At 56.4% G+C, this 21,535-nt stretch carries 15 protein-coding genes and 3 rRNA genes; 16 read left to right on the top strand and 2 right to left on the bottom strand.

What is annotated here, in order from left to right; genetic code table 11:
- The first annotated feature begins 89 nt into the window (after positions 1-89).
- The 3 genes from manA (at position 90) to ACP3RB_RS06990 (ending at position 3,253) form a co-directional block, all read left to right on the top strand.
- Complete coding sequence (manA, locus tag ACP3RB_RS07000) at positions 90-1,277, top strand: mannose-6-phosphate isomerase, class I (RefSeq protein ID WP_426698886.1); 1,188 nt, start codon at positions 90-92, stop codon at positions 1,275-1,277.
- A 340-nt stretch (positions 1,278-1,617) separates the two neighbouring features.
- Complete coding sequence (locus ACP3RB_RS06995) at positions 1,618-1,887, top strand: ACT domain-containing protein (RefSeq protein ID WP_294631696.1); 270 nt, start codon at positions 1,618-1,620, stop codon at positions 1,885-1,887.
- Between the two features lie 10 nt (positions 1,888-1,897).
- On the top strand, positions 1,898-3,253 hold the full coding sequence (locus ACP3RB_RS06990) for a PFL family protein (RefSeq protein WP_426698885.1): 1,356 nt from the start codon (positions 1,898-1,900) through the stop codon (positions 3,251-3,253).
- A 111-nt stretch (positions 3,254-3,364) separates the two neighbouring features.
- On the opposite strand, the gene ACP3RB_RS06985 is transcribed toward ACP3RB_RS06990, so the two are convergent.
- Together ACP3RB_RS06985 and tmk are read right to left on the bottom strand one after the other, a co-directional pair.
- Complete coding sequence (locus ACP3RB_RS06985) at positions 3,365-4,507, bottom strand: DNA polymerase III subunit delta' (RefSeq protein ID WP_426698884.1); 1,143 nt, start codon at positions 4,505-4,507, stop codon at positions 3,365-3,367.
- On the bottom strand, positions 4,504-5,220 hold the full coding sequence (tmk, locus tag ACP3RB_RS06980) for a dTMP kinase (protein ID WP_426698883.1): 717 nt from the start codon (positions 5,218-5,220) through the stop codon (positions 4,504-4,506). The genes ACP3RB_RS06985 and tmk overlap by 4 nt, the downstream gene beginning before the upstream one ends.
- 159 nt (positions 5,221-5,379) lie before the next feature.
- Between tmk and ACP3RB_RS06975 the strand changes: the two genes are divergently transcribed.
- From ACP3RB_RS06975 to ACP3RB_RS06915, 13 genes are all read left to right on the top strand, one after another.
- The gene (locus tag ACP3RB_RS06975) at positions 5,380-6,582 is read left to right on the top strand and encodes a trans-sulfuration enzyme family protein (RefSeq protein WP_426698882.1); all 1,203 of its coding nucleotides are present in this window, start codon (positions 5,380-5,382) and stop codon (positions 6,580-6,582) included.
- Positions 6,583-6,630: 48 nt separating this feature from the next.
- Positions 6,631-6,948 carry a DUF2516 family protein gene (locus ACP3RB_RS06970; RefSeq protein WP_060823926.1) on the top strand — a complete coding sequence of 106 codons (318 nt, stop codon included), beginning with the start codon at positions 6,631-6,633 and terminating at the stop codon, positions 6,946-6,948.
- Between the two features lie 220 nt (positions 6,949-7,168).
- Positions 7,169-7,906 carry a phosphoglyceromutase gene (locus tag ACP3RB_RS06965; RefSeq protein WP_049357741.1) on the top strand — a complete coding sequence of 246 codons (738 nt, stop codon included), beginning with the start codon at positions 7,169-7,171 and terminating at the stop codon, positions 7,904-7,906.
- 202 nt (positions 7,907-8,108) lie between these two features.
- On the top strand, positions 8,109-9,251 hold the full coding sequence (locus ACP3RB_RS06960) for a sensor histidine kinase (RefSeq protein WP_311446785.1): 1,143 nt from the start codon (positions 8,109-8,111) through the stop codon (positions 9,249-9,251).
- A gap of 41 nt (positions 9,252-9,292) precedes the next feature.
- The gene (locus ACP3RB_RS06955) at positions 9,293-9,976 is read left to right on the top strand and encodes a response regulator transcription factor (protein ID WP_005507150.1); all 684 of its coding nucleotides are present in this window, start codon (positions 9,293-9,295) and stop codon (positions 9,974-9,976) included.
- Between the two features lie 15 nt (positions 9,977-9,991).
- The gene (gene ispD / locus ACP3RB_RS06950; protein WP_426698881.1) at positions 9,992-10,735 is read left to right on the top strand and encodes a 2-C-methyl-D-erythritol 4-phosphate cytidylyltransferase; all 744 of its coding nucleotides are present in this window, start codon (positions 9,992-9,994) and stop codon (positions 10,733-10,735) included.
- 86 nt (positions 10,736-10,821) lie between these two features.
- Entirely contained in the window at positions 10,822-11,304 is a 483-nt protein-coding gene (gene ispF / locus ACP3RB_RS06945) for a 2-C-methyl-D-erythritol 2,4-cyclodiphosphate synthase (protein ID WP_426698880.1), read from the top strand.
- An 82-nt stretch (positions 11,305-11,386) separates the two neighbouring features.
- On the top strand, positions 11,387-12,805 hold the full coding sequence (gene cysS / locus ACP3RB_RS06940; protein WP_426698879.1) for a cysteine--tRNA ligase: 1,419 nt from the start codon (positions 11,387-11,389) through the stop codon (positions 12,803-12,805).
- A gap of 95 nt (positions 12,806-12,900) precedes the next feature.
- Positions 12,901-13,887: a 23S rRNA (guanosine(2251)-2'-O)-methyltransferase RlmB gene (rlmB, locus tag ACP3RB_RS06935; protein WP_304191327.1), complete on the top strand. Its 987-nt coding sequence runs from the start codon at positions 12,901-12,903 to the stop codon at positions 13,885-13,887.
- A 1,005-nt stretch (positions 13,888-14,892) separates the two neighbouring features.
- Positions 14,893-16,421, top strand: a 16S ribosomal RNA gene (locus tag ACP3RB_RS06930).
- A gap of 303 nt (positions 16,422-16,724) precedes the next feature.
- Positions 16,725-19,815, top strand: a 23S ribosomal RNA gene (locus tag ACP3RB_RS06925).
- 120 nt (positions 19,816-19,935) lie between these two features.
- Positions 19,936-20,052, top strand: a 5S ribosomal RNA gene (rrf, locus tag ACP3RB_RS06920).
- The 16S, 23S and 5S rRNA genes sit together here, the layout of an rRNA operon.
- A 320-nt stretch (positions 20,053-20,372) precedes the next feature.
- The gene (locus ACP3RB_RS06915; RefSeq protein ID WP_314936040.1) at positions 20,373-21,116 is read left to right on the top strand and encodes a DUF6891 domain-containing protein; all 744 of its coding nucleotides are present in this window, start codon (positions 20,373-20,375) and stop codon (positions 21,114-21,116) included.
- Positions 21,117-21,535 lie beyond the last annotated feature (419 nt).

The following is a 21,535-nucleotide window of genomic DNA, read 5'->3' as shown; positions in this document are numbered from 1 at the left end:
AGGTAAAACCTTATAAATTCCGCTGAATGTATGGGTTTTTTATCACGTCACTTACTTCAAACAACTCACGTCGAGAGGTATTTCCCCCCATGGGTGAGATTTTTTCCCTAAAAAACCAGATTCAGAATTATGCGTGGGGTTCCCGCGAAATTCTTGGACGCATGCGCGGCGTGCCCGTGCCCACCGAACAGCCCGAGGCTGAGGTGTGGGTTGGCGCGCATCCGGCTGCGCCCTCCCGTGCAACCGTTGATGGTACCGAGTCCCCGCTCAATGAGCTGATTGTGGAGAACCCCTCCCGCTTCCTGCGCCCGGACCGTACCTCCGATTGGTTCCCCTTCCTCTTTAAGATCCTTGCGATTGATGCGCCCCTGTCGATTCAGGTGCACCCCACCCCCGAGCAGGCTATTGCCGGCTTCGAGGATGAGCAGGCACGCGGCATCGCGATTGACGCGCCGCACCGCAACTACAAGGACCGCTACTCCAAGCCTGAAACCGTCATCGCGCTGACCCAGATGCGCGTGCTCACCGGTGTGCGCACCTCTGCGCAGTTGGCAGAGCTTGCCGAGGCGTTCAAGGCCGACTGGCTGGCAGAGCGTGTGGAGCTTACCCCCAAGCAGCTGCTGACCGAGATTATTCGCATGCCCGAAGAGACCGCCACCGCGGCTGTTGAGCAGCTTGTCGAGGCGGCAGCACAGCTGACCGGCTCCAACAACCCTGTCATTGCTGACGCCGCTGAGCTCGTGCAGATCGTTGCCGGCAAGTACCCCGGCGACCGCGGTCTGCTCGTCGCCTTCGTCATGAACCTGGTGCACCTGGCACCGGGCGAATCCGCCTTCACCCCCGATGGTCAGGTGCATGCCTACGTCTCCGGTACCGCTATCGAGCTGATGAACCCCTCCGATAACGTGATGCGTGCCGGTCTGACCGCAAAGCACATCGATACTGAGGAGCTCATTAAGGTTCTGGGTGAAAGCCAGGACGCCCCGGTTATTCAGCGTCCCACCCCCGAGAATGCGCCCGTGGGTACCTACGCCATGTGGGATGAACGCATGAGCGTGACCCGCATCCGCGTTGAAGAGGGCAAGCCGCAGGAATACACCTTCGAGGGCATTAGTGCCGCACTGAGCGTATCCGGCGAAATCACCATTCACGCAGCAGACGGCAACGGCACCGAGGAATTCGTACTGGGTGCCACCGAGTCGGTACTGCATGTGGGCGAGCCCTCGGCGGCAACCCTGAGCGGTAGCGGTGAGCTGTACATCGCTTCTTACGTCTAGGCCTTACCTGTTAGGTCTTACATCTAGGCGTTACGTCTGGGAAATGTCTCTAGACGCTCAAATCCAGACAGATTATTTTATTGGAGCAATCAAAAGAGAATGCCCCGTTAGCGATGCTCATAAAGAATCCACGTTCTTTCTTACCTTTAAATAAGGTGAGGGGACGTGGATTTTTTATTCTCTCGATGTGCGGTGGGAGGGGCTTTTTATGTTGACCCTGCTGTTGACTCTACAGAATGTGTTCTGAGTAACCTATAATTGGTCTTATAAATATGCGTATGCGTGCGCTTTTATGCACCTTTTCCTTAGGGGCGCAACCCCAAACCACTAGGAGAACACCGTGAAGATTATTCTCACCGTCACAGGCATCGACCACGAAGGCATCATCGCCGCCGTGACCGCAACCCTCGCCGAGCGCAAGGTCAACGTTCTCGACGTCTCCCAGACCATCATGGGCGAGTACTTCACCATGATCATGCACTGTTCCTTCGACGAAAAGCAGCAGAACCTCATCGATCTGCAGGAAGCCATGATCGGCGTCGAACACGAACAGAAGGTGCAGATTCGCATCCAGGCAGAATCCATCTTCAAGGCAATGCACGCCATCTAGGGCTCCACTGATGCGCAACACCAACATTCTAGAAACCATCCGAATGATCGAGGAGCAGAAGCTCGACATTCGCACCGTCACCATGGGCATCTCCCTGCTCGACTGCGCCGACTCCGACGGCGAAGTAGCCCGCCGCAAAATCTACGACAAGATCACCAGCCGCGCCGCAAACCTCGTCAGCGTCTGCGAAGGTATCGAAACTGAACTCGGCATCCCGATCGTCAACAAGCGCATCGCCGTCACCCCCATCGCACTGGTGGCAGGCGCCTCCGGCGACGAGGACTACGTAGAATTCGCCCGCACCCTCGACGCGGCAGCTAAGGCAGTCGGCGTGAACTTCGTCGGTGGCTTCAGCGCCCTCGTCGACAAGGGCATGACCCCCGCCGACGAAAAGCTAATCCGCTCCATCCCGCGAGCGCTCGCAGAAACCGACGTGGTCTGCTCCTCCGTAGACATCGGATCCTCCCGCGCCGGCATTAACATGAGTGCCGTCAAGCTCATGGGTGAAACCATCCGCGCCACCGCAGACCTGACCGCGGACGCACACGGCTTCGGCTGCGCCAAGCTCGTCGTCTTCGCCAACGCAGTCAGCGACAACCCCTTCATGGCTGGCGCATTCCACGGCGTGCAGGAGGCAGACACCACCATCTCCGTGGGTGTCTCCGGCCCCGGCGTGGTACACCGCGCCCTGCAGAAGGTCCGCGGAGAATCCTTCGACACCTGCGCCGAAGAAATCAAGAAAGCAGCCTTCAAGATTACCCGCGTCGGTCAGCTGGTCGGCACCCTCGCCTCCGAGCGTCTGGGCGTACCCTTCAACATTATTGACCTCTCCCTGGCGCCCACCGCAGAGATTGGCGACTCGGTCGCGCACATCCTCGAAGAGATGGGTCTGGAAACCGTCGGTACCCACGGCACCGTTGCGGCACTCGCGCTGCTCAACGATGCGGTGAAGAAGGGCGGCCTCATGGCATGCTCGAACGTCGGTGGCCTCTCCGGCTCCTTCATTCCGATCTCTGAGGATATCGGCATGATTGAATCCGCAGCAGCCGGACACATCACCTTAGACAAGCTCGAAGCAATGACCGCCATCTGCTCCGTCGGCCTGGACATGGTCGCGGTTCCCGGCGACACCCCCGCCGCCACCCTTGCCGCAATGATTGCCGACGAGGCAGCAATCGGCGTGATGAACCACAAGACCACCGCGGTCCGCGTCATCCCGGCGGTCGGCCTGGGCGTAGGCGACATGGTCGAATTCGGTGGCCTGCTCGGTCGCGCACCCGTTATGCCCACCCGCACCCCCAGCGCGGAGGCGTTCATCGCCCGCTGCGGTCGTATTCCGTCGCCGGTTCACGGTTTCCGCAACTAAGCTCGCTTCCGTAACTAAGCCCTAGGTGCGCTGAGAACCAACAGAAAAAGGGGAGGCACCGAAGATCATCTCTTCGGTGCCTCCCCTTTGGCTGTATGAGCTACTAAGAAGCTACTGATACACGAAGCGGCTCATCAACGCCTCAAGCGCCAGGCGCGCATTCGCGTTCGTCCGCAGGCGACGCAGGGTCAGCTCGACCGCCTGCACATCCTCCAGTAGCTGCTGGGCGGAACGGCGGGTGCAGAACGCCTCCAGAGGCTCACGCAAATGCTCATTGACCAGCGGAGCCTGAGCTGACAGAGCCACCGTCAATGCATCACGTAGGACCGTCTGAACCTGCGCCACGGAACGCAATAGCGTATCGGATGAAACGCGCTTAGCGCGGCGCTTCTGCTGCTCCTCCAGGCGGCGAACCTGCGCTCGCAAGGACGGCGAAACACGCTCACCCTCGCGGATACCCAGTAGCGCCAGAAGCTCCTGGCGTTCCTGTTCATCCTTGAGAGCGGAGACGGCCTGTGCGTCCTGGTCGGCAAGGTCGGTGAGCTTTTCTGCAGCATTGAAAGCCGAAGAAATAGAACGAACATTCAGAATCAGGGAGGTAATCAATTCCCGACGAGCCATCGCCCACTCGTCGGTCGCCAGACGGTACCCCTCCTGCGCATCACCCATAGCCAGACGCGCCGCACGCTGCGCCAAAGGATCCGCCACACCGTGCGCCAGCAAGTACTCGTGCACCTGCGCATCGGTAGGAACCGGCAACTGTACCGGGCGGCAACGCGAACGAATCGTCACCAGCACATCGGTGGGGGAGGGCGCCGTCAACAACCAAATCGTATGCGGCGGCGGCTCCTCAACCGCCTTCAACAACACATTGGAGGTACGCTCCGGCATGCGCTCGGTGTCCTCGACCAGAATCACGCGCCAGCGACCCACGGTCGGGCGGTCCTGAGCCTTCATGACCAGCTCGCGCGCCTCATCGATGCTGATGTGCGTCGCCTCGGTACTAAAGTGCGTAAAATCCGCGTGCGAACCGTTCATGACGGTCACGCAGCCCTTGCACTGACCGCACCCGCGGTTCTGCGGGTCAGGCTGCTCGCACAGCAGTGCGGCAGCGAAAATTTTTGCAGCCTCACGGTGCGGTGCACCGGTCGCACCCGTGAAAAGCCAAGCGTGCGTGGGGCGGTCGGCGGCGGCATCCGTGCGTAGCTGCTGGAGCTTATCGGCAGGAATCAGCAGGGTATCCCAGAGGCTCATGAGTCCTCCTTGCCGGTGCGGACCAGTTCGCGGGCGGTAAGCAGAGGCTCAATCACCTCAAGCACGCGGGCGTGTACCTCATCAATCGTGCCCACACCATCAATGATGCGGTGCGAACCGTTAGCGTCCTCGCGGGCGATCTGCTCGAACGCTGCGTGAATGCGTGCCTTGAACGCCGCGCCTTCAGCCTCAATGCGGTCGACGGTGCCGCGCTGGTCCATGCGCTCCTGCTCGGCGCTCAGCGGCACACTCAGTAACAGGGTCGCGTCGGGAACTAGGTCGGCGGTAGCCCAGCGGCTCAAATTGACGATGGTTTCAACACCCAAATCACGGCCGACACCCTGGTACGCAGCGGAGGAATCAATATAGCGGTCACTGAGCACGATGGCGCCCTCAGCGAGCGCGGGGCGAATCAGCTGGGAGGCGTGAGCCGCGCGGGACGCCGCAAAAATCAGTGCCTCGGTGCGGTCGTCAATGGTGCCCTGACCTGCTTCCAGGACGAGGGCACGCAGCTTCTCGCCAATCTCGGTGCCGCCGGGTTCGCGGGTGGTGATGACACGGTATCCGCGGGCGCTGAGCGCGTCATTCAGCCGGGCGAGCTGGGTGGTTTTGCCGGCGCCGTCGCCTCCTTCGACCACGATAAAAAGCCCGCGGCGACCGGTTGGGTCGGCGGGAAGATTCTGTGCATCGGGGGTGTAGCTGAGAGTATCCATCACCCTTAAGGGTACCGGGTCTCTTAGCTACACGGGTGCGGGTTTGGTGATACCTCCGCGTGGCATTGAGCGCGTATCAAGGTAAAAAACATGTAAATCCTGTGTGCCGTCACCTGTGCGGGCGTGCGTTCTGGGCGTGGGTGTGCCAGGCTTAAATACATGAGTGCAGATAACCACGACATGAATTACTCCGCAGAGACCTTCGTCGTCTCTGGTGGCCGCCCGGCACACGAGCATGACGCGCCGGTGAACCCTCCGATTGTTCTTTCTTCCACCTACCGCGGTGTGGACGCCGTCAATATTGAGCAGGACCGCGTGTACGCTCGCTTCTCGAACCCCACCTGGGAGGGCATGGAAGAGGTTGTCGCGAAGCTGGAGAACGCAACCCAGCCCGGTCTGCTGTTCCCCTCCGGTATGGCTGCTGTCGCTGCTGTCATCGACTTGGTGCCGGTTGGTTCTATCGTGCTGATTCCGAAGCACGCATACATGGCGTCGGTGACCCTGTGCAAGGATTTGGAACGCCGCGGCATCATTGAGCTCGTTCGCGTGGATATTGAAGACACCGAGAGCGTTATCGCCGCTATGGAGGATGCCGCATCGCGCACCGGCGTGACCCCGGAGAACGTGAACTACTCGGCACCGAAGGTTCTGGCGTGGCTGGAGAGCCCCACGAACCCGATGCTTGAGGTTGCTGACCTGCCTGCCCTGCTTTCTGCTGCTCGCCGCTTGGGTATTGTGACCGCGGTGGATAACACCTTCGCAACCCCGATTCTGCAGCGTCCCCTGGATTTGGGTGCAGACGTAGTGGTTCACTCCGCTACGAAGTTCCTCGCGGGCCACTCTGATGTTCTGCTGGGTATGGCTCTGACCTCGAACGAGGAGCTGTACAAGGCGATGCTGCACCACCGTATCACCAATGGCGCAATCCCCGGCCCGGTGGAGGCGTGGCTTGGCCTGCGTGGTCTGCGCACCCTGGCACTGCGCGTGGAGCGTGCGGTGCAGAATGCGCAGGTTCTTGCGGAGCGTCTGAGCGAGCACCCCTTCGTGGCTGAGGTGCGTTACCCGGGTTTGGAAAGCCATCGCGGTCATGAGATTGCGAAGAAACAGATGGACGGTTTCGGCGCGATTCTGTGCGTCACTCTTGATACGGACGCTCAGGGCGCCCGTAACGTCGTGGAGGCGTTGAAGCTGTGGACCCCGGCAACCTCCCTGGGCGGCGTGGAGTCGCTGGTGGAGCGTCGTCGTCGCCACGGTAACGAGCCGGATTCGATTCCGGAGTCTCTGCTGCGCCTGTCGGTGGGTATTGAGAACGTGGATGACCTTTACAATGACTTGGTTGAGGCCTTTAAGGTCGTCCGCTAAGCGCTTTGCTAGGGTTGTCTAGAGAAGCTGCTGATTCTAAGGAATACTATGTCTCCTATTCTGCTGGTCGGGTATGTGACCATTTTTGTTGATACACTGCTGGCTATCGCTGGTGCTGCGGTTGGTGTGCTGGCTTTTGTGCGTGCGTGGATGTCTCCGGCGAACGCGTACGATTTTGCCGGTAAGCGCCCGAAGAACACGTGGCTGGCTTTGACCGGTGGTTCTGCTGCGGTGTCGCTGTTTAGTGTTTTTGCTGCGCTGACTGGTGGCGGTAATACTGTGCTGATTCTTCAGCTGGTGGCTGCTGTGATTAGCTGCGTGTTCCTGGCTGGTGTGTGGCCTTCGGTTGGTCGCCGCCGTTTCTAGCGTTAGCTTGTGCGCTCGCTTTGTGCGATAGATGGTGAAGCCTCGTGCGCTGCCTGACGGGTTTGTCCTGCTCGGGTGGTGTGCGGGGCTTTGCCCTTTTCTGGCGGGGTTTTTGAGCCTTTCGTTCTGGTAATAAAGACCCTTATAAATTTTTGGGAGAATGCATATTTTCTAGGCCTTGAGGCATGACAAACCGGCGGGTAAATGAAAAAATAGAGGTATGACTTACAAACTAGTACTCCTGCGCCACGGCCAGTCCGAGTGGAATGAAAAGAACCTGTTCACCGGTTGGGTGGACGTTAACCTGACCGATAAGGGTCGCGCTGAGGCTAAGCGCGGCGGCGAGCTGCTGGCAGAGCGCAACATCCTCCCCGATGTTGTTCACACCTCCCTGCAGCGTCGCGCAATCAACACCGCAAACCTTGCACTGGATGCAGCAGACCGCCTGTGGATTCCCGTCAAGCGCACCTGGCGTCTGAACGAGCGTCACTACGGTGCTCTGCAGGGTAAGAATAAGTCCGAGATTCGCGAGGAATACGGCGACGAGAAGTTCATGACGTGGCGTCGTTCCTACGACGTTCCGCCGCCCCCGCTGGATGACAACGACCCCTACTCGCAGGCAAACGACCCCCGCTACGCGGATGTTGAGAACGCTCCTCGCACCGAGTGCCTGAAGGACGTTCTGGGCCGTATGCTTCCCTACTGGGAGTCGGACATCAAGCCCGACCTCGCAGCAGGCAAGACCGTTCTGGTTGCTGCACACGGTAACTCCCTGCGTTCGCTGGTCAAGCACCTCGAGGGTATTTCCGATGAGGACATTGCTGGCCTGAACATCCCCACCGGTATTCCGCTGTACTACGAGCTGGATGAGAACTTCCAGCCCGTCAAGCCCGGCGAGTACCTGGACCCCGAGGCTGCTAAGGACGCTATCGCTGCCGTAGCAAACCAGGGTAAGTAATACCTCCGGCAGGGTTTCGCCCCTGTCACTGTGATGAGCCGTCCACCGTTGAGGTGGGCGGCTCATTGCGTTCTCTGTATGGTAAAGGCACCTGCAGGGTTTCTGCACGGGGGCCTGCCTGAGAACGGGGGGCCTGCTTGAGAAGAGGGGCGTTCGCCTGAGTGCTGGGTATCGGCCACATTTATACTTATGGGGTACCCGAATGGAAGGGAAGTACATGGATGCCGGTCTGATCGCCTTTATTGCGGGCATGATAGGTCTGCTGGTGGGCGTCCTGAGCATGAACGCGGTGGCGCGTAGTGAGCGGGAGCAGGAGCGTAGCTTGGTGTCGGCGCCGGCGCTGCGTGATGGTGCCGCTCAGGTGCTTGCCGTGATTGGTCGCGCCTATCTGGTGATTGATGAGGTGGGCGGCGTGGTTCAGGCTTCTCCGGGTGCGTATGCGATGGGCCTGGTACGCGGTCATACGGTGGCCTCTGATGAGTTGGCGGATATGATTCGCACGGTGCGTCATCGCGGTATTTTTGCGGAGCGTACTTTTGAGATTGACCGCGGCGAGGGTGAGGCGCTGGTCTTGGATGTGCGTGTTGCTTCGCTGGGAGACGAGTACATTCTGGTGCTCGCTGATGACCGCACTGAGATTTCTCGTGTTCAGCGTATGCGTAATGACTTTGTGGCGAATGTGTCGCATGAGTTGAAGACTCCGGTGGGTGCGGTGAGTCTGTTGGCTGAGGCTATTGAGCAGGCGAGTGATGACCCGGAGGCGATTGAGTATTTTGTGGGTCGTCTGCATAAGGAGACTCGCCGCCTGTCTGCGTTGGTGCGTGACATTATTGAGCTTTCGCGTCTGCAGTCGACCGATGTGATTGCGCGTGGTGGTCCGGTGTCGGTGCCTTCTTTGGTGGCTGATGCGGTGGATCGTTCGCATATTGTGGCGGAGGAGAAGGATATTCAGATTTCTACCCGCATCGAGGAGGTCCCCGAGGTGTACGGTGATGCCGAGCTGCTCGGTATTGCTGTGCAGAACCTGGTGGAGAACGCGGTGCGTTATTCGCCGGAGCATACAAAGGTGGATATTTGGGTGCACCGTGTGGCGGATCAGCTGCTGGTTGAGGTTGCTGATCAGGGCGTGGGTATTCCGGAGGACGAGCAGAAGCGTATTTTTGAGCGTTTTTACCGGGTTGATCCGGCTCGTTCGCGTCAGACGGGCGGCACTGGTTTGGGTTTGAGCATTGTGAAGCATGTGATGACTCAGCACGGTGGTAGCGTGACGGTTCGGTCGATGCCGCAGGAGGGTTCGACGTTTACGTTGGCGTTGCCGCTGAATGAGCCTCCGGTCGCAGTGTAGTGTTAGCGGTATAGGTTTTATGGAATCGAAGGAAGTTATTGATGTCTAAAATTCTGATTGTTGAGGACGAAGAGGCCCTCTCGGATCCCCTTGCGTTTTTGCTGGGTCGTGAGGGTTTCCAGACGATTGTTGTGGACAACGGTCTGGATGCTCTGCCGGTGTTTGACCGCGAGGGCGCGGATTTGGTGCTGCTGGATGTGATGCTTCCGGGCATGTCCGGCATGGAGGTGTGCCGTAAGCTGCGTGAGGTGTCGTCGGTCCCGATTATCATGCTGACCGCTAAGGATTCTGAGCTGGATAAGGTTCTGGGTCTGGAGCTGGGCGCTGATGACTATGTGACGAAGCCGTATTCTGCGCGTGAGTTGATTGCTCGTATCCGTGCGGTGTTGCGTCGTCGTTCGGCGGAGACTGATTCTGCTACTGAGTCGGTGCTGCAGGGCGGCCCGGTGCGTATGGACATTGACCGCCACGTGGTGACGGTTAATGGTGAAGAGATTTCTATGCCGCTGAAGGAGTTTGAGCTCCTGGAGATTCTGCTGCGCAATGTGGGTCGTGTGATGACTCGTGGCCAGCTGATTGAGCGCGTTTGGGGCGCCGACTATGTGGGTGATACGAAGACCCTGGACGTGCATATTAAGCGTCTGCGTTCGAAGATTGAGCCGGATTCTTCTGCCCCGCAGTATGTGGTGACGGTTCGCGGCTTGGGCTATAAGTTCGAGGCGTAAGCGGGCTTGAGACTGATGACTTCTGCTTCTGCGGCGAATACTGCTGTGATTGTTTTGGCGGCTGGTTCGGGTACTCGTCTGGGTGAGCCGATTCCGAAGGCTGCTGTGCGTGTGCACGGTCGTACTTTGCTGGATTATGCGTTGGAGGGTGCGCTCGCTTCGGGTGTTGCTGAGCATGTGGTGGTGACTGTTCCTGCTGATTGTTCGGTGAGTTGCCCGGAGCTTTTGGAGAATGCCCGCCGTGCCGGTGCGTTGATTACTGCCGGTGGTGATACGCGTACTGCTTCGGTGGTTGCGGCGTTGGATGCTTTGAAGGATGCGCAGGTTCCGGTGGATTATGTGCTGATTCATGATTGCGCCCGTGCTTTTACTCCGCCGCAGGTGTATCACCGTGTGCTTGAGGGCCTGGGTTCTGAGAGCCCGCAGGGTGTTGTGCGTGCGGTGATTCCTGTGTTGCCGGTGGTGGATACGGTGAAGACCGTGGATTCTGCTGGTGTGGTGACGGGTACTCCTTCGCGTGCGCAGATGCGTGCGGTGCAGACTCCTCAGGGTTTTGAGGTGGCTGCCTTGTTGGCGGCGCATGAGCGTAGCCGTTCTCTGCCTGCTGAGGAGGCTGAGCTGCTCACTGATGATGCGATGGCGATGGAGGCGGCGGGTGAGCCGGTGTTGACGGTTGCCGGTGATGCGGATGCGTTTAAGGTGACGACTCCGATGGATTTGCGGGTTGCTCGCGCGCTGTTTGGCGATTCTGCTTCCTAAGCTGGCTGCCTAAGATTGCCACCTAACGCCTCTTGTGCCGAGGCACTGTTGCTGAGAAGATGTTTGATCGATTGAAGGGTCCTGTGATGACTGTTATTCCTCGTGTTGGTACCGGTGTTGATGTCCACGCTTTTGGTGAGGAGGGCACTCCTCTGTATGTTGCTGGTCTGCATTGGCCGGGTGAGCGTGGTTTGAGCGGCCATTCTGATGGTGATGTGGTGGCTCATGCTGCCGCGGATGCTCTTTTTGCCGCCTCCGGCACGGGGGATTTGGGCTCTAATTTCGGTGTGGATCGCCCGGATATGAAGGGTGCTTCGGGTGTTCGTATTCTTTCTGAGGCTGCGGCGATTGTGCGTGCGGCTGGTTTTGAGATTGGTAATGTGAGCGTTCAGCTGGTGGGTAATCGCCCGAAGTTCTCTCCGCGCCGTGAGGAGGCGAACCGCGTGCTGAGCGAGGCGGCGGGTGCCCCGGTGACGGTGATTGCGACGACTACTGATGGTTTGGGTTTGACGGGCCGCGGTGAGGGCGTGGCTGCTATTGCGACGGCGCTGGTGTATCCGCGTTCGTAGGTGTTTGGTTGCTTTGAGCCATTCTGTAACCTATCGCTGATTTACCGACCCGGTGTCTGAACCGACCCCGTAGAATGAGAGTGTGACTATGCGTTTTTATGATTCTGCTTCCGCGACTATTCGCGAGTTTGAGCCCGTCGTGCCCGGTGAGGCGCGTATCTACTATTGCGGCGCTACGGTGCAGGGTGAACCGCACCTGGGCCATATCCGTTCGGCGCTGGTGTTTGACCAGTTGAGCCGTTGGATGCGTTACCGCGGCTTGAAGGTGACGACGGTCCGCAATGTCACTGATATTGATGACAAGATTTTGGCGAAGTCTGCTGATTCTATGGAGCCCGGTTTTGAGGGTGAGTTCCCGAATGAGCAGTGGTGGGCGCTCGCGTACCGTTTTGAGAAGGTTTTTGCTCAGGCGTATGCGGCGTTGGGTATTGATCCGCCGACGTATGAGCCGCGCGCGACCGGTCATATTCCGGAGATGTTTGCTTTGATTCAGCGTCTGATTGATCGCGGTCACGCGTACCCGGCGTTGGATGATTCTGGTGACGTGTATTTTGATGTGCGTTCGTGGGATAAGTACGGTGCGCTGACGAATCAGAGCGTTGAGGATATGCAGGATTCTGCGGATGCTGATCCGCGCGGTAAGCGTGACCCTCGCGATTTTGCCCTGTGGAAGGGTTATAAGGAGGGCGAGCCGCTGACTGCTTCGTGGGAGTCTCCGTGGGGTCGCGGCCGTCCGGGCTGGCACTTGGAGTGCTCGGCGATGGCGGGTAAGTACCTGGGTTCGCGTTTTGATATTCATGGTGGTGGCCTGGATTTGCGTTTCCCGCACCATGAGAATGAGCTGGCGCAGTCGACTGCAGCCGGTGATGATTTCGCGAACTTCTGGATGCACAACGGCATGGTCACCTATGAGGGTGAGAAGATGTCGAAGTCTATCGGTAATACGATTTCGCCGGCGCAGATGCTTGAGATGGCGCGCCCGCTGGTGGTTCGCTATTACCTCGGTAGCGCGCATTATCGTTCGGTGCTGGATTACCGCCCGTCGTCTCTGCAGGAGGCGGCAACCGCTATTGAGCGTGTTGAGGCGTTCCTTGCTGCTACTCAGGATTTGCTGAAGCCGGGTCGTGAGGTTCCGCAGGCTTTTGCTGAGGCTATGGATGATGACGTGAACATTCCGCGTGCCCTGGCGGTTCTGCATGAGCAGACTCGTGCGGGTAATGCCGCGCTTGCTACTGGTGAGGATGCTTCGGAGGCGGCGAATGCTGTGATGGCTATGGCTGAGGTTCTGGGTCTGGCTCAGCTGATGAGCTTTAATGCTGAGGGCACGTCGGGCGCTGAGCATGAGGCTTTGGACTCCCTGATTCAGGCTGTGTTGGCGGAGCGTGCGGATGCGCGTGCCCAGAAGGATTGGGCGAAGGCTGATGCGATGCGCGACTTGTTGGCGTCTGCTGGTGTGCAGGTGAAGGACGGCGCGAATGGTTCGAGCTGGAGCGTTGGCTAGAGGGTGATGTGCCCCGCGTTTGTGCGTAAGGCTTAGGTCGGGCGGGTTTCTCTCGCGTAGACTCGTATTCATTACTTTGACGAAGGAAGAGAAGAATGGCTAAGGCAGGTTCGCGCCCGGGCGCTACCAGCAAGAAGAAGGGTGCTACTAAGGGCACTGGTGGTCACGGCCGTAAGGCGCTTGAGGGTAAGGGCCCTACTCCGAAGGCTGAGGACCGCGTTTATCACAAGGCGTATAAGATGAAGCGCGCGGCTGAGCGCCGTGCTGCAACCGGTACGAACCGTAAGTTCCAGACTCGTCTGGGCGGTAAGCGTGCTAGCGATGAGCTGGTGACTGGTCGTAATGCGGTGCTTGAGGCTCTGCGTACTGAGATTCCCTCGAAGCATTTGTACATCATGAGCCGTGTTGAGGTTGATGACCGCGTTCGCGAGATCATGACTATTGCGAATAAGCGCAATATTCCGATGCTGGAGATTCCGCGTAGCGAGCTGGATCGTTTGACTGATGGTGCTGTGCATCAGGGTGTTGCGATGCAGATTCCGCCGTACAAGTACCCGGATGCGACTGACCTGGTGCTGGATACTATGGAGCGTTGGCACTCGGGTAAGCTGTCGACTCCGCCGCTGTTTGTTGCGTTGGACGGTATTACTGATCCGCGTAACCTGGGTGCGATTATTCGTAGCGTGTCCGCGTTTAGCGGTGATGGCGTGATTATTCCTGAGCGTCGTTCGGCTGCTGTGACTGCTGGTGCGTGGAAGACTAGTGCTGGTGCGGCTGCTCGTATTCCTGTTGCGATGGCGACTAATCTGACTCGCGTGATTCAGCAGGCTAAGGAGCAGGGTATTTTCGTGATTGGTCTGGATGGCGGTGGCGATATTGAGCTGCCGGCTCTGGAGCTTGCGAATGAGCCGCTGTGCGTGGTGGTTGGTTCTGAGGGTAAGGGCCTGTCCCGCCTGGTGACTGAGAACTGCGATCAGATTGTGTCGATTCCGATTGATTCTGCGATGGAGTCTTTGAACGCGGCGATGGCTGTGGGCATTACTCTGTACGATGTTTCTCGTCGTCGTGCTACCGCGAACTAGAGTTTTGAAGCTCGCGAGCTGCGGACTGTAGCTTGAGTGAGGAGGGCGTCCCCGTGAGGAGGCGCCCTCCTTTTTCTGTCTCTTCTGTGCTCTGCCCATATATGGGTGCTCATATATAGGGAGGCGGCAGAACGGGGAAACGGGGGGGGGTGGAACAGGGAGGTACAGCGGTACAGGAATGCAAGTGTTGCAGAGATGGGGGAGGGGCGGAGCCCCTCATCCCATCTTCTTGATGCTGAATCTGTTTGATGTTGAGGGGCTCTGCTGCCCTTCTATGCTGCCCTCCTATAGGGGCTCTTTAGGGAGCTTCTACAGGTTTTTCGGGGTCTTTTTAGGGGTTTTAAACTTTTTTCAAAGAACTTTTGAGGGGCTTACCCTGCGTTGACTAGGGGTTTTAGTGCCCTGTTCGGGTCAGAATGAACCTAAACCCCCGTATTTGTGGTCTACTTCACCCTATTTCGGGTTGCATGGGTGTTTAGGCGTCTGTATAGTTGTATGAGTCGCCGCGGCGAGGAGGAAAAAACGAAGAACTTCTTCGGTGTTTCTCCTAGTCAGAAGCGGTTTGACTGGCTTTCAATTGTATAGTGTTTTGGTTTCTTGCTTAGAAGATTCTTGGTCATCGGTTGGTGATGTTGGAAGAGTTTAGGAAAGAAACATTGTGGTGTGAATCACGGAAAACGGATTTGCATGGCAAACAAGACGCTGGTATAGTTGATTGAGTTGCCGCGGGAACGCGGTAATAAACGAAATAACATGAATGACCGTTCAACGGTAAGACTTTCTTCGAATGAAGGGGTTGAGGTGTTGAATCGGTGTGTTGCTTGAGAACTCAATAGTGTGCTTTGTTCAATAAAATCACCGAATGGTGATGGAAACTGAAACTAATACCAAATATTTATTGATATTTGATAATCATCAAATGGTTTCAAATTTAGTCAGCTTGAGTCACGCACCCCCGTGTGTGATTCGCTGTTTGAGATCAGATTATCAAGCTTTTCTATTTTTTCAACGGAGAGTTTGATTCTGGCTCAGGACGAACGCTGGCGGCGTGCTTAACACATGCAAGTCGAACGATGAAGCCTAGCTTGCTAGGTGGATTAGTGGCGAACGGGTGAGTAATACGTGAGTAACCTACCTTTAACTCTGGGATAAGCCTGGGAAACTGGGTCTAATACCGGATACGACCAATCTCCGCATGGGGTGTTGGTGGAAAGCGTTATGTAGTGGTTATAGATGGGCTCACGGCCTATCAGCTTGTTGGTGAGGTAACGGCTCACCAAGGCGACGACGGGTAGCCGGCCTGAGAGGGTGACCGGCCACACTGGGACTGAGACACGGCCCAGACTCCTACGGGAGGCAGCAGTGGGGAATATTGCACAATGGGCGCAAGCCTGATGCAGCGACGCCGCGTGAGGGATGACGGCCTTCGGGTTGTAAACCTCTGTTAGCAGGGAAGAAGAGAGATTGACGGTACCTGCAGAGAAAGCGCCGGCTAACTACGTGCCAGCAGCCGCGGTAATACGTAGGGCGCGAGCGTTGTCCGGAATTATTGGGCGTAAAGAGCTTGTAGGCGGTTTGTCGCGTCTGCTGTGAAAGGCCGGGGCTTAACCCCGTGTATTGCAGTGGGTACGGGCAGACTAGAGTGCAGTAGGGGAGACTGGAATTCCTGGTGTAGCGGTGGAATGCGCAGATATCAGGAGGAACACCGATGGCGAAGGCAGGTCTCTGGGCTGTAACTGACGCTGAGAAGCGAAAGCATGGGGAGCGAACAGGATTAGATACCCTGGTAGTCCATGCCGTAAACGTTGGGCACTAGGTGTGGGGGACATTCCACGTTTTCCGCGCCGTAGCTAACGCATTAAGTGCCCCGCCTGGGGAGTACGGCCGCAAGGCTAAAACTCAAAGAAATTGACGGGGGCCCGCACAAGCGGCGGAGCATGCGGATTAATTCGATGCAACGCGAAGAACCTTACCAAGGCTTGACATATACTGGACCGCATCAGAGATGGTGTTTCCCTTCGGGGCTGGTATACAGGTGGTGCATGGTTGTCGTCAGCTCGTGTCGTGAGATGTTGGGTTAAGTCCCGCAACGAGCGCAACCCTCGTTCTATGTTGCCAGCACGTTATGGTGGGGACTCATAGGAGACTGCCGGGGTCAACTCGGAGGAAGGTGGGGATGACGTCAAATCATCATGCCCCTTATGTCTTGGGCTTCACGCATGCTACAATGGCCGGTACAGAGGGTTGCGATACTGTGAGGTGGAGCTAATCCCTAAAAGCCGGTCTCAGTTCGGATTGGGGTCTGCAACTCGACCCCATGAAGTCGGAGTCGCTAGTAATCGCAGATCAGCAACGCTGCGGTGAATACGTTCCCGGGCCTTGTACACACCGCCCGTCAAGTCACGAAAGTTGGTAACACCCAAAGCCGGTGGCCTAACCCTTTTGGGAGGGAGCCGTCTAAGGTGGGATTGGCGATTGGGACTAAGTCGTAACAAGGTAGCCGTACCGGAAGGTGCGGCTGGATCACCTCCTTTCTAAGGAGCACATTTAGTTGGCCATGCTACCCGCGAGTGTCGGGTGGGTGGTTTTGCTCATGGGTGGAATGTTGGTTTTGGGTTGGATGAGGCGCATTGTTGGGTTTTGGGGTAACACGCATGTGTTGTTCCTTTGTTTGCCTGGCATGGTGATGATGCAAAAGTGTTCTTTTGTGTTGTTGTTGTGTTGTGGGTTGTTGTTTGAGAACTATATAGTGGACGCGAGCATCTTCTGGAATTTGCGTTGAACTGACTTTGTGTTGGTTTGATTGTTGATTTTAGATTCTTATTTTTCTTGATTGTGTGTAAGTTATTAAGGGCACACGGTGGATGCCTTGGCATTAAGAGCCGATGAAGGACGTGTGAATCTGCGATAAGCCTCGGGGAGCCGATAACTGGGCTGTGATCCGAGGATTTCCGAATGGGGAAACCTGGCTCATCTTCATGGTGAGTTACCGCCAGCTGAATGTATAGGCTGGTTGGGGGGAACGCGGGGAAGTGAAACATCTCAGTACCCGCAGGAAGAGAAAATAAAGTAATGATTCTGTGAGTAGTGGCGAGCGAAAGCGGAAGAGACTAAACCTGTGGTGTGTGATAGCGGTTAGGCGTTGCATCATGGGGGTTGTGGGAGTCACAGTGGCAGTTCTAACTGGCTGCCGGCATGATGTTCAGGATGGTAGGTGAACGACTTGGAATGGTCGGCCGTAGAGGGTGAGAGTCCCGTAATCGAAATTGTTCTGTCCGTGGTGTGGCCACCCGAGTAGCACGGGGCTCGTGGAATCTCGTGTGAATCTGCCAGGACCACCTGGTAAGTCTAAATACTTCTTAATGACCGATAGTGAATCAGTACCGTGAGGGAATGGTGAAAAGTACCCCGGGAGGGGAGTGAAATAGTACCTGAAACCGTGTGCTTACAAGCCGTTGGAGCCTTTTGGGGTGACAGCGTGCCTTTTGAAGAATGAGCCTGCGAGTTAGTGTTATGTCGCGAGGTTAACCCGTGTGGGGTATCCGTAGCGAAAGCGAGTCTGAATAGGGCGTTTGAGTGGCATGACCTAGACCCGAAGCGGAGTGATCTATCCATGGCCAGGTTGAAGCGACGGTAAGACGTCGTGGAGGACCGAACCCACTTCAGTTGAAAATGGAGGGGATGAGCTGTGGATAGGGGTGAAAGGCCAATCAAACTCTGTGATAGCTGGTTCTCCCCGAAATGCATTTAGGTGCAGCGTTACGTGTTTCTTGCCGGAGGTAGAGCTACTGGATGGCCGATGGGCCTTCACGGGTTACTGACGTCAGCTAAACTCCGAATGCCGGTAAGTGAGAGCGTAGCAGTGAGACAGTGGGGGATAAGCTTCATTGTCGAGAGGGAAACAGCCCAGACCACCAACTAAGGCCCCTAAGCGTGTGCTAAGTGGGAAAGGATGTGGAGTTGCTTAGACAACCAGGAGGTTGGCTTAGAAGCAGCCATCCTTGAAAGAGTGCGTAACAGCTCACTGGTCAAGTGATTCTGCGCCGATAATGTAGCGGGGCTCAAGTACACCGCCGAAGTTGTGGCAATGATCTTTTTGGATTGTTGGGTAGGGGAGCGTCGTGTGGCCGGTGAAGCTGCGGTGTAAACCAGTGGTGGAGGCTATGCGAGTGAGAATGCAGGCATGAGTAGCGAAAGATGAGTGAGAAACTCATCCGCCGGATGATCAAGGGTTCCAGGGTCAAGTTAATCTGCCCTGGGTTAGTCGGGGCCTAAGGCGAGGCCGACAGGCGTAGTCGATGGATAACGGGTTGATATTCCCGTACCGGTGAAAAACCGCCCATACTGATATTGTGATGCTAACCATGCGAAGCATGATGTGCAGGCTTTTGTTTGTGTGTTGTGTGGGTTGTGGGACCCGATCTTTGGAGGTAAACGTGTTAACAGGTGTGACGCAGGAAGGTAGCCAAGCCACGCGATGGTTGTCGTGGTCTAAGCGTGTAGGGTTGTCGGTTGTTAAATGCGCCGGCTGTGTGCCTGAGACGTGATGGGACCCCGTTTTTGGGGGATTTGGTGATCCTATGCTGCCGAGAAAAGCATCGGCGTGAGGTTTTAGCCGCCCGTACCCTAAACCGACACAGGTGATCAGGTAGAGAATACTAAGGCGATCGAGAGAATCATGGTTAAGGAACTCGGCAAAATGCCCCCGTAACTTCGGGAGAAGGGGGACCTTGAGCGTGATGGGCACTTGCTGCCTGGAGCGTGTATGGGTCGCAGAGACCAGGGGGAAGCGACTGTTTATCAAAAACACAGGTCCGTGCGAAGTCGTAAGACGATGTATACGGACTGACTCCTGCCCGGTGCTGGAAGGTTAAGAGGATTGGTTAGCCCTTTTTGGGCGAAGCTGAGAATTTAAGCCCCAGTAAACGGCGGTGGTAACTATAACCATCCTAAGGTAGCGAAATTCCTTGTCGGGTAAGTTCCGACCTGCACGAATGGAGTAACGACTTCCCTACTGTCTCAACCATGAACTCGGCGAAATTGCAGTACGAGTAAAGATGCTCGTTTCGCGCAGCAGGACGGAAAGACCCCGTGACCTTTACTATAGTTTGGTATTGGTGTTTGGTTTGGCTTGTGTAGGATAGGTGGGAGACTGTGAAGCATGGACGCTAGTTTGTGTGGAGTCGTTGTTGAAATACCACTCTGGTCAATCTGGATGTCTAACTTCGGGCCATGATCTGGTTCAGGGACAGTGCCTGATGGGTAGTTTAACTGGGGCGGTTGCCTCCTAAAGTGTAACGGAGGCGCCCAAAGGTTCCCTCAGCCTGGTTGGCAATCAGGTGTTGAGTGTAAGTGCACAAGGGAGCTTGACTGTGAGACTGGCAGGTCGAGCAGGGACGAAAGTCGGGACTAGTGATCCGGCGGTACGTTGTGGAACGGCCGTCGCTCAACGGATAAAAGGTACCTCGGGGATAACAGGCTGATCTTGCCCAAGAGTCCATATCGACGGCATGGTTTGGCACCTCGATGTCGGCTCGTCGCATCCTGGGGCTGGAGTCGGTCCCAAGGGTTGGGCTGTTCGCCCATTAAAGCGGTACGCGAGCTGGGTTCAGAACGTCGTGAGACAGTTCGGTCCCTATCCGCTGCGCGCGTTGGAAATTTGAGAAAGGCTGTCCTTAGTACGAGAGGACCGGGACGGACGAACCTCTGGTATGTCAGTTGTACCGCCAGGTGCATGGCTGATTGGCTACGTTCGGGAGGGATAACCGCTGAAAGCATCTAAGCGGGAAGCCTGTTTCGAGATGAGATTTCCTGGCACTTTGGTGTGTGAGGCTCCTTATAGATGATGAGGTTGATAGGCCGGGTATGGAAGCGGGGACTGAAGACTCGTGGAGTTGACTGGTACTAATAGGCCGAAGGCTTACTTTTCAAGATGTTGTTTGTTGTTTGCGTTCACTGTATGGTTTTTGGATAATAACCCTGGACTTCCTTCGGGAGGTTGAGGCTTTTTATTCGGAAATTTTGAATAACGAAGTTATTCGCTAGATTTTCCGTGGTTATAGCAAGAGGGAAACGCCTGGTTCCATTCCGAACCCAGAAGCTAAGACTCTTCGCGCCGATGGTACTGCACTTTTGTGGGTGTGGGAGAGTAGGTCACCGCGGGTTTTTTATTCAAGGGAGGGGAAGACCTTATAGGTCTTCCCCTCTTTTTGTGTACCCAAAAACTCTTAGCATGAAAGACACCTAACTGATTAGAGGTGCAGAGGCTCAGAGATTCAGAGACTTCAGCAGAGAGGCAGAAGAACAGGGGATGCAGCCTAGCCAGACAGCATGCCAACCTGACGCAGGATCGATGAGATGGGGAGCTCACAGATCCATCTGAATGACGAAATAGAGGGCACGGCAGAGAAACTCTTGATACCTTAACAACAAGAGCAGTCCACATCTCTACTCAACGAGTAGAGAGCAAGCAAAGGAGCATCATCATGGCTGATGAGAAGAGCATCTACGAACGCTGGAGCGAAGAACGCCTCGACCCGCCCTTCCCCAAAGAATGGGGACTGGACGAAGAAGACGAAGCCGAGCTGCTCTGGCCCATCTGGCCCCTGCTGTTCATGGGTGAATCTGATACCGAACAGTACGTAGAAACCATCACCGATTATGTGATGGACGTACTCGGGCTGGAATACGACGGCGAAAACGAAGACAGCAAGCTCTGGGAAAAGCGAGTAGAAGACTACGTAGAAGAGCTCATCAAGCGTCGTCGTGCCTTTGCCGCTGAGCTGGGCATTACCCCCGAAATGCAGAAGAACTCCAACCTCAACCGTGCCTTCGCTGCCCTGGAAGAAGAAGGCGTCATCGCACGACAGAACTTCACCTGCTGCGGTACCTGCGCATCCGCAGAGATCTGGGACGAAATGGATGATAGCCGTGAATGGAAGGGCTACATCTACTTCCACCAGCAGGACACTGAAAGCCTGGCAGAGAGCGGCGGCACCTACGTTGGTTTCGGTTCCTTCCTCGCCTACCCCAGGGATGAAGAAGAATGGAATGCCCTGAGTGATGCGCAGAAGGAAGAGATTAGGGCCCTGCATGAGAAGCTCTCCACGCAGTTGCTGCGAGAGACGGTTATTCCCGTACTGGAGAAGCACGGTCTGAGCGTGAAGTGGAATGGCAACTACAATACCCGCCCCTTCATTGGGGGAGTGGAAGTCTACAACATTCCCTAACTGGTGAGCTGAACCTGAGCTGAACCGGGTGGGTGCCTTGGCGTAGCTTGTGGCGGGGGGGGGGGGGGAGGAGGAACCTCTCAAAGCTACGAAAGTTTACAAGGAAAATAAGCTGAGAGCGTGAGAATACACATCACAGTATCTCAGTCAGAGTATTAACTAGCCGATACGGCACCCATTCGGTAGGCTAGACGGGTAGCGCGGTACGTCCACACGAGAGATAAGGCAGAACCTATCCGCGTGATAGGAACTGATCGACATAGCTTTCAGCTGCTATGTACAGCAGGAAGCTAGAGCTCTAGAACACCCTGCAGGGGATAAGAACAACCCCGTGCCGGAAGAGTCAGGTCATCCGAAGCTTTACTCGGATGACGCTCACTCCAACCGGAGTAGGCTAGAAGAAGTGGACGAACCGCCAC

This window comes from Rothia mucilaginosa, from assembly GCF_049990865.1.
In the GTDB taxonomy this organism is placed as follows: domain Bacteria; phylum Actinomycetota; class Actinomycetes; order Actinomycetales; family Micrococcaceae; genus Rothia; species Rothia mucilaginosa_I.
The sequence above is the reverse complement of the archived record's forward strand: the minus strand, read 5'-3'. Positions and strand labels throughout refer to the sequence as shown.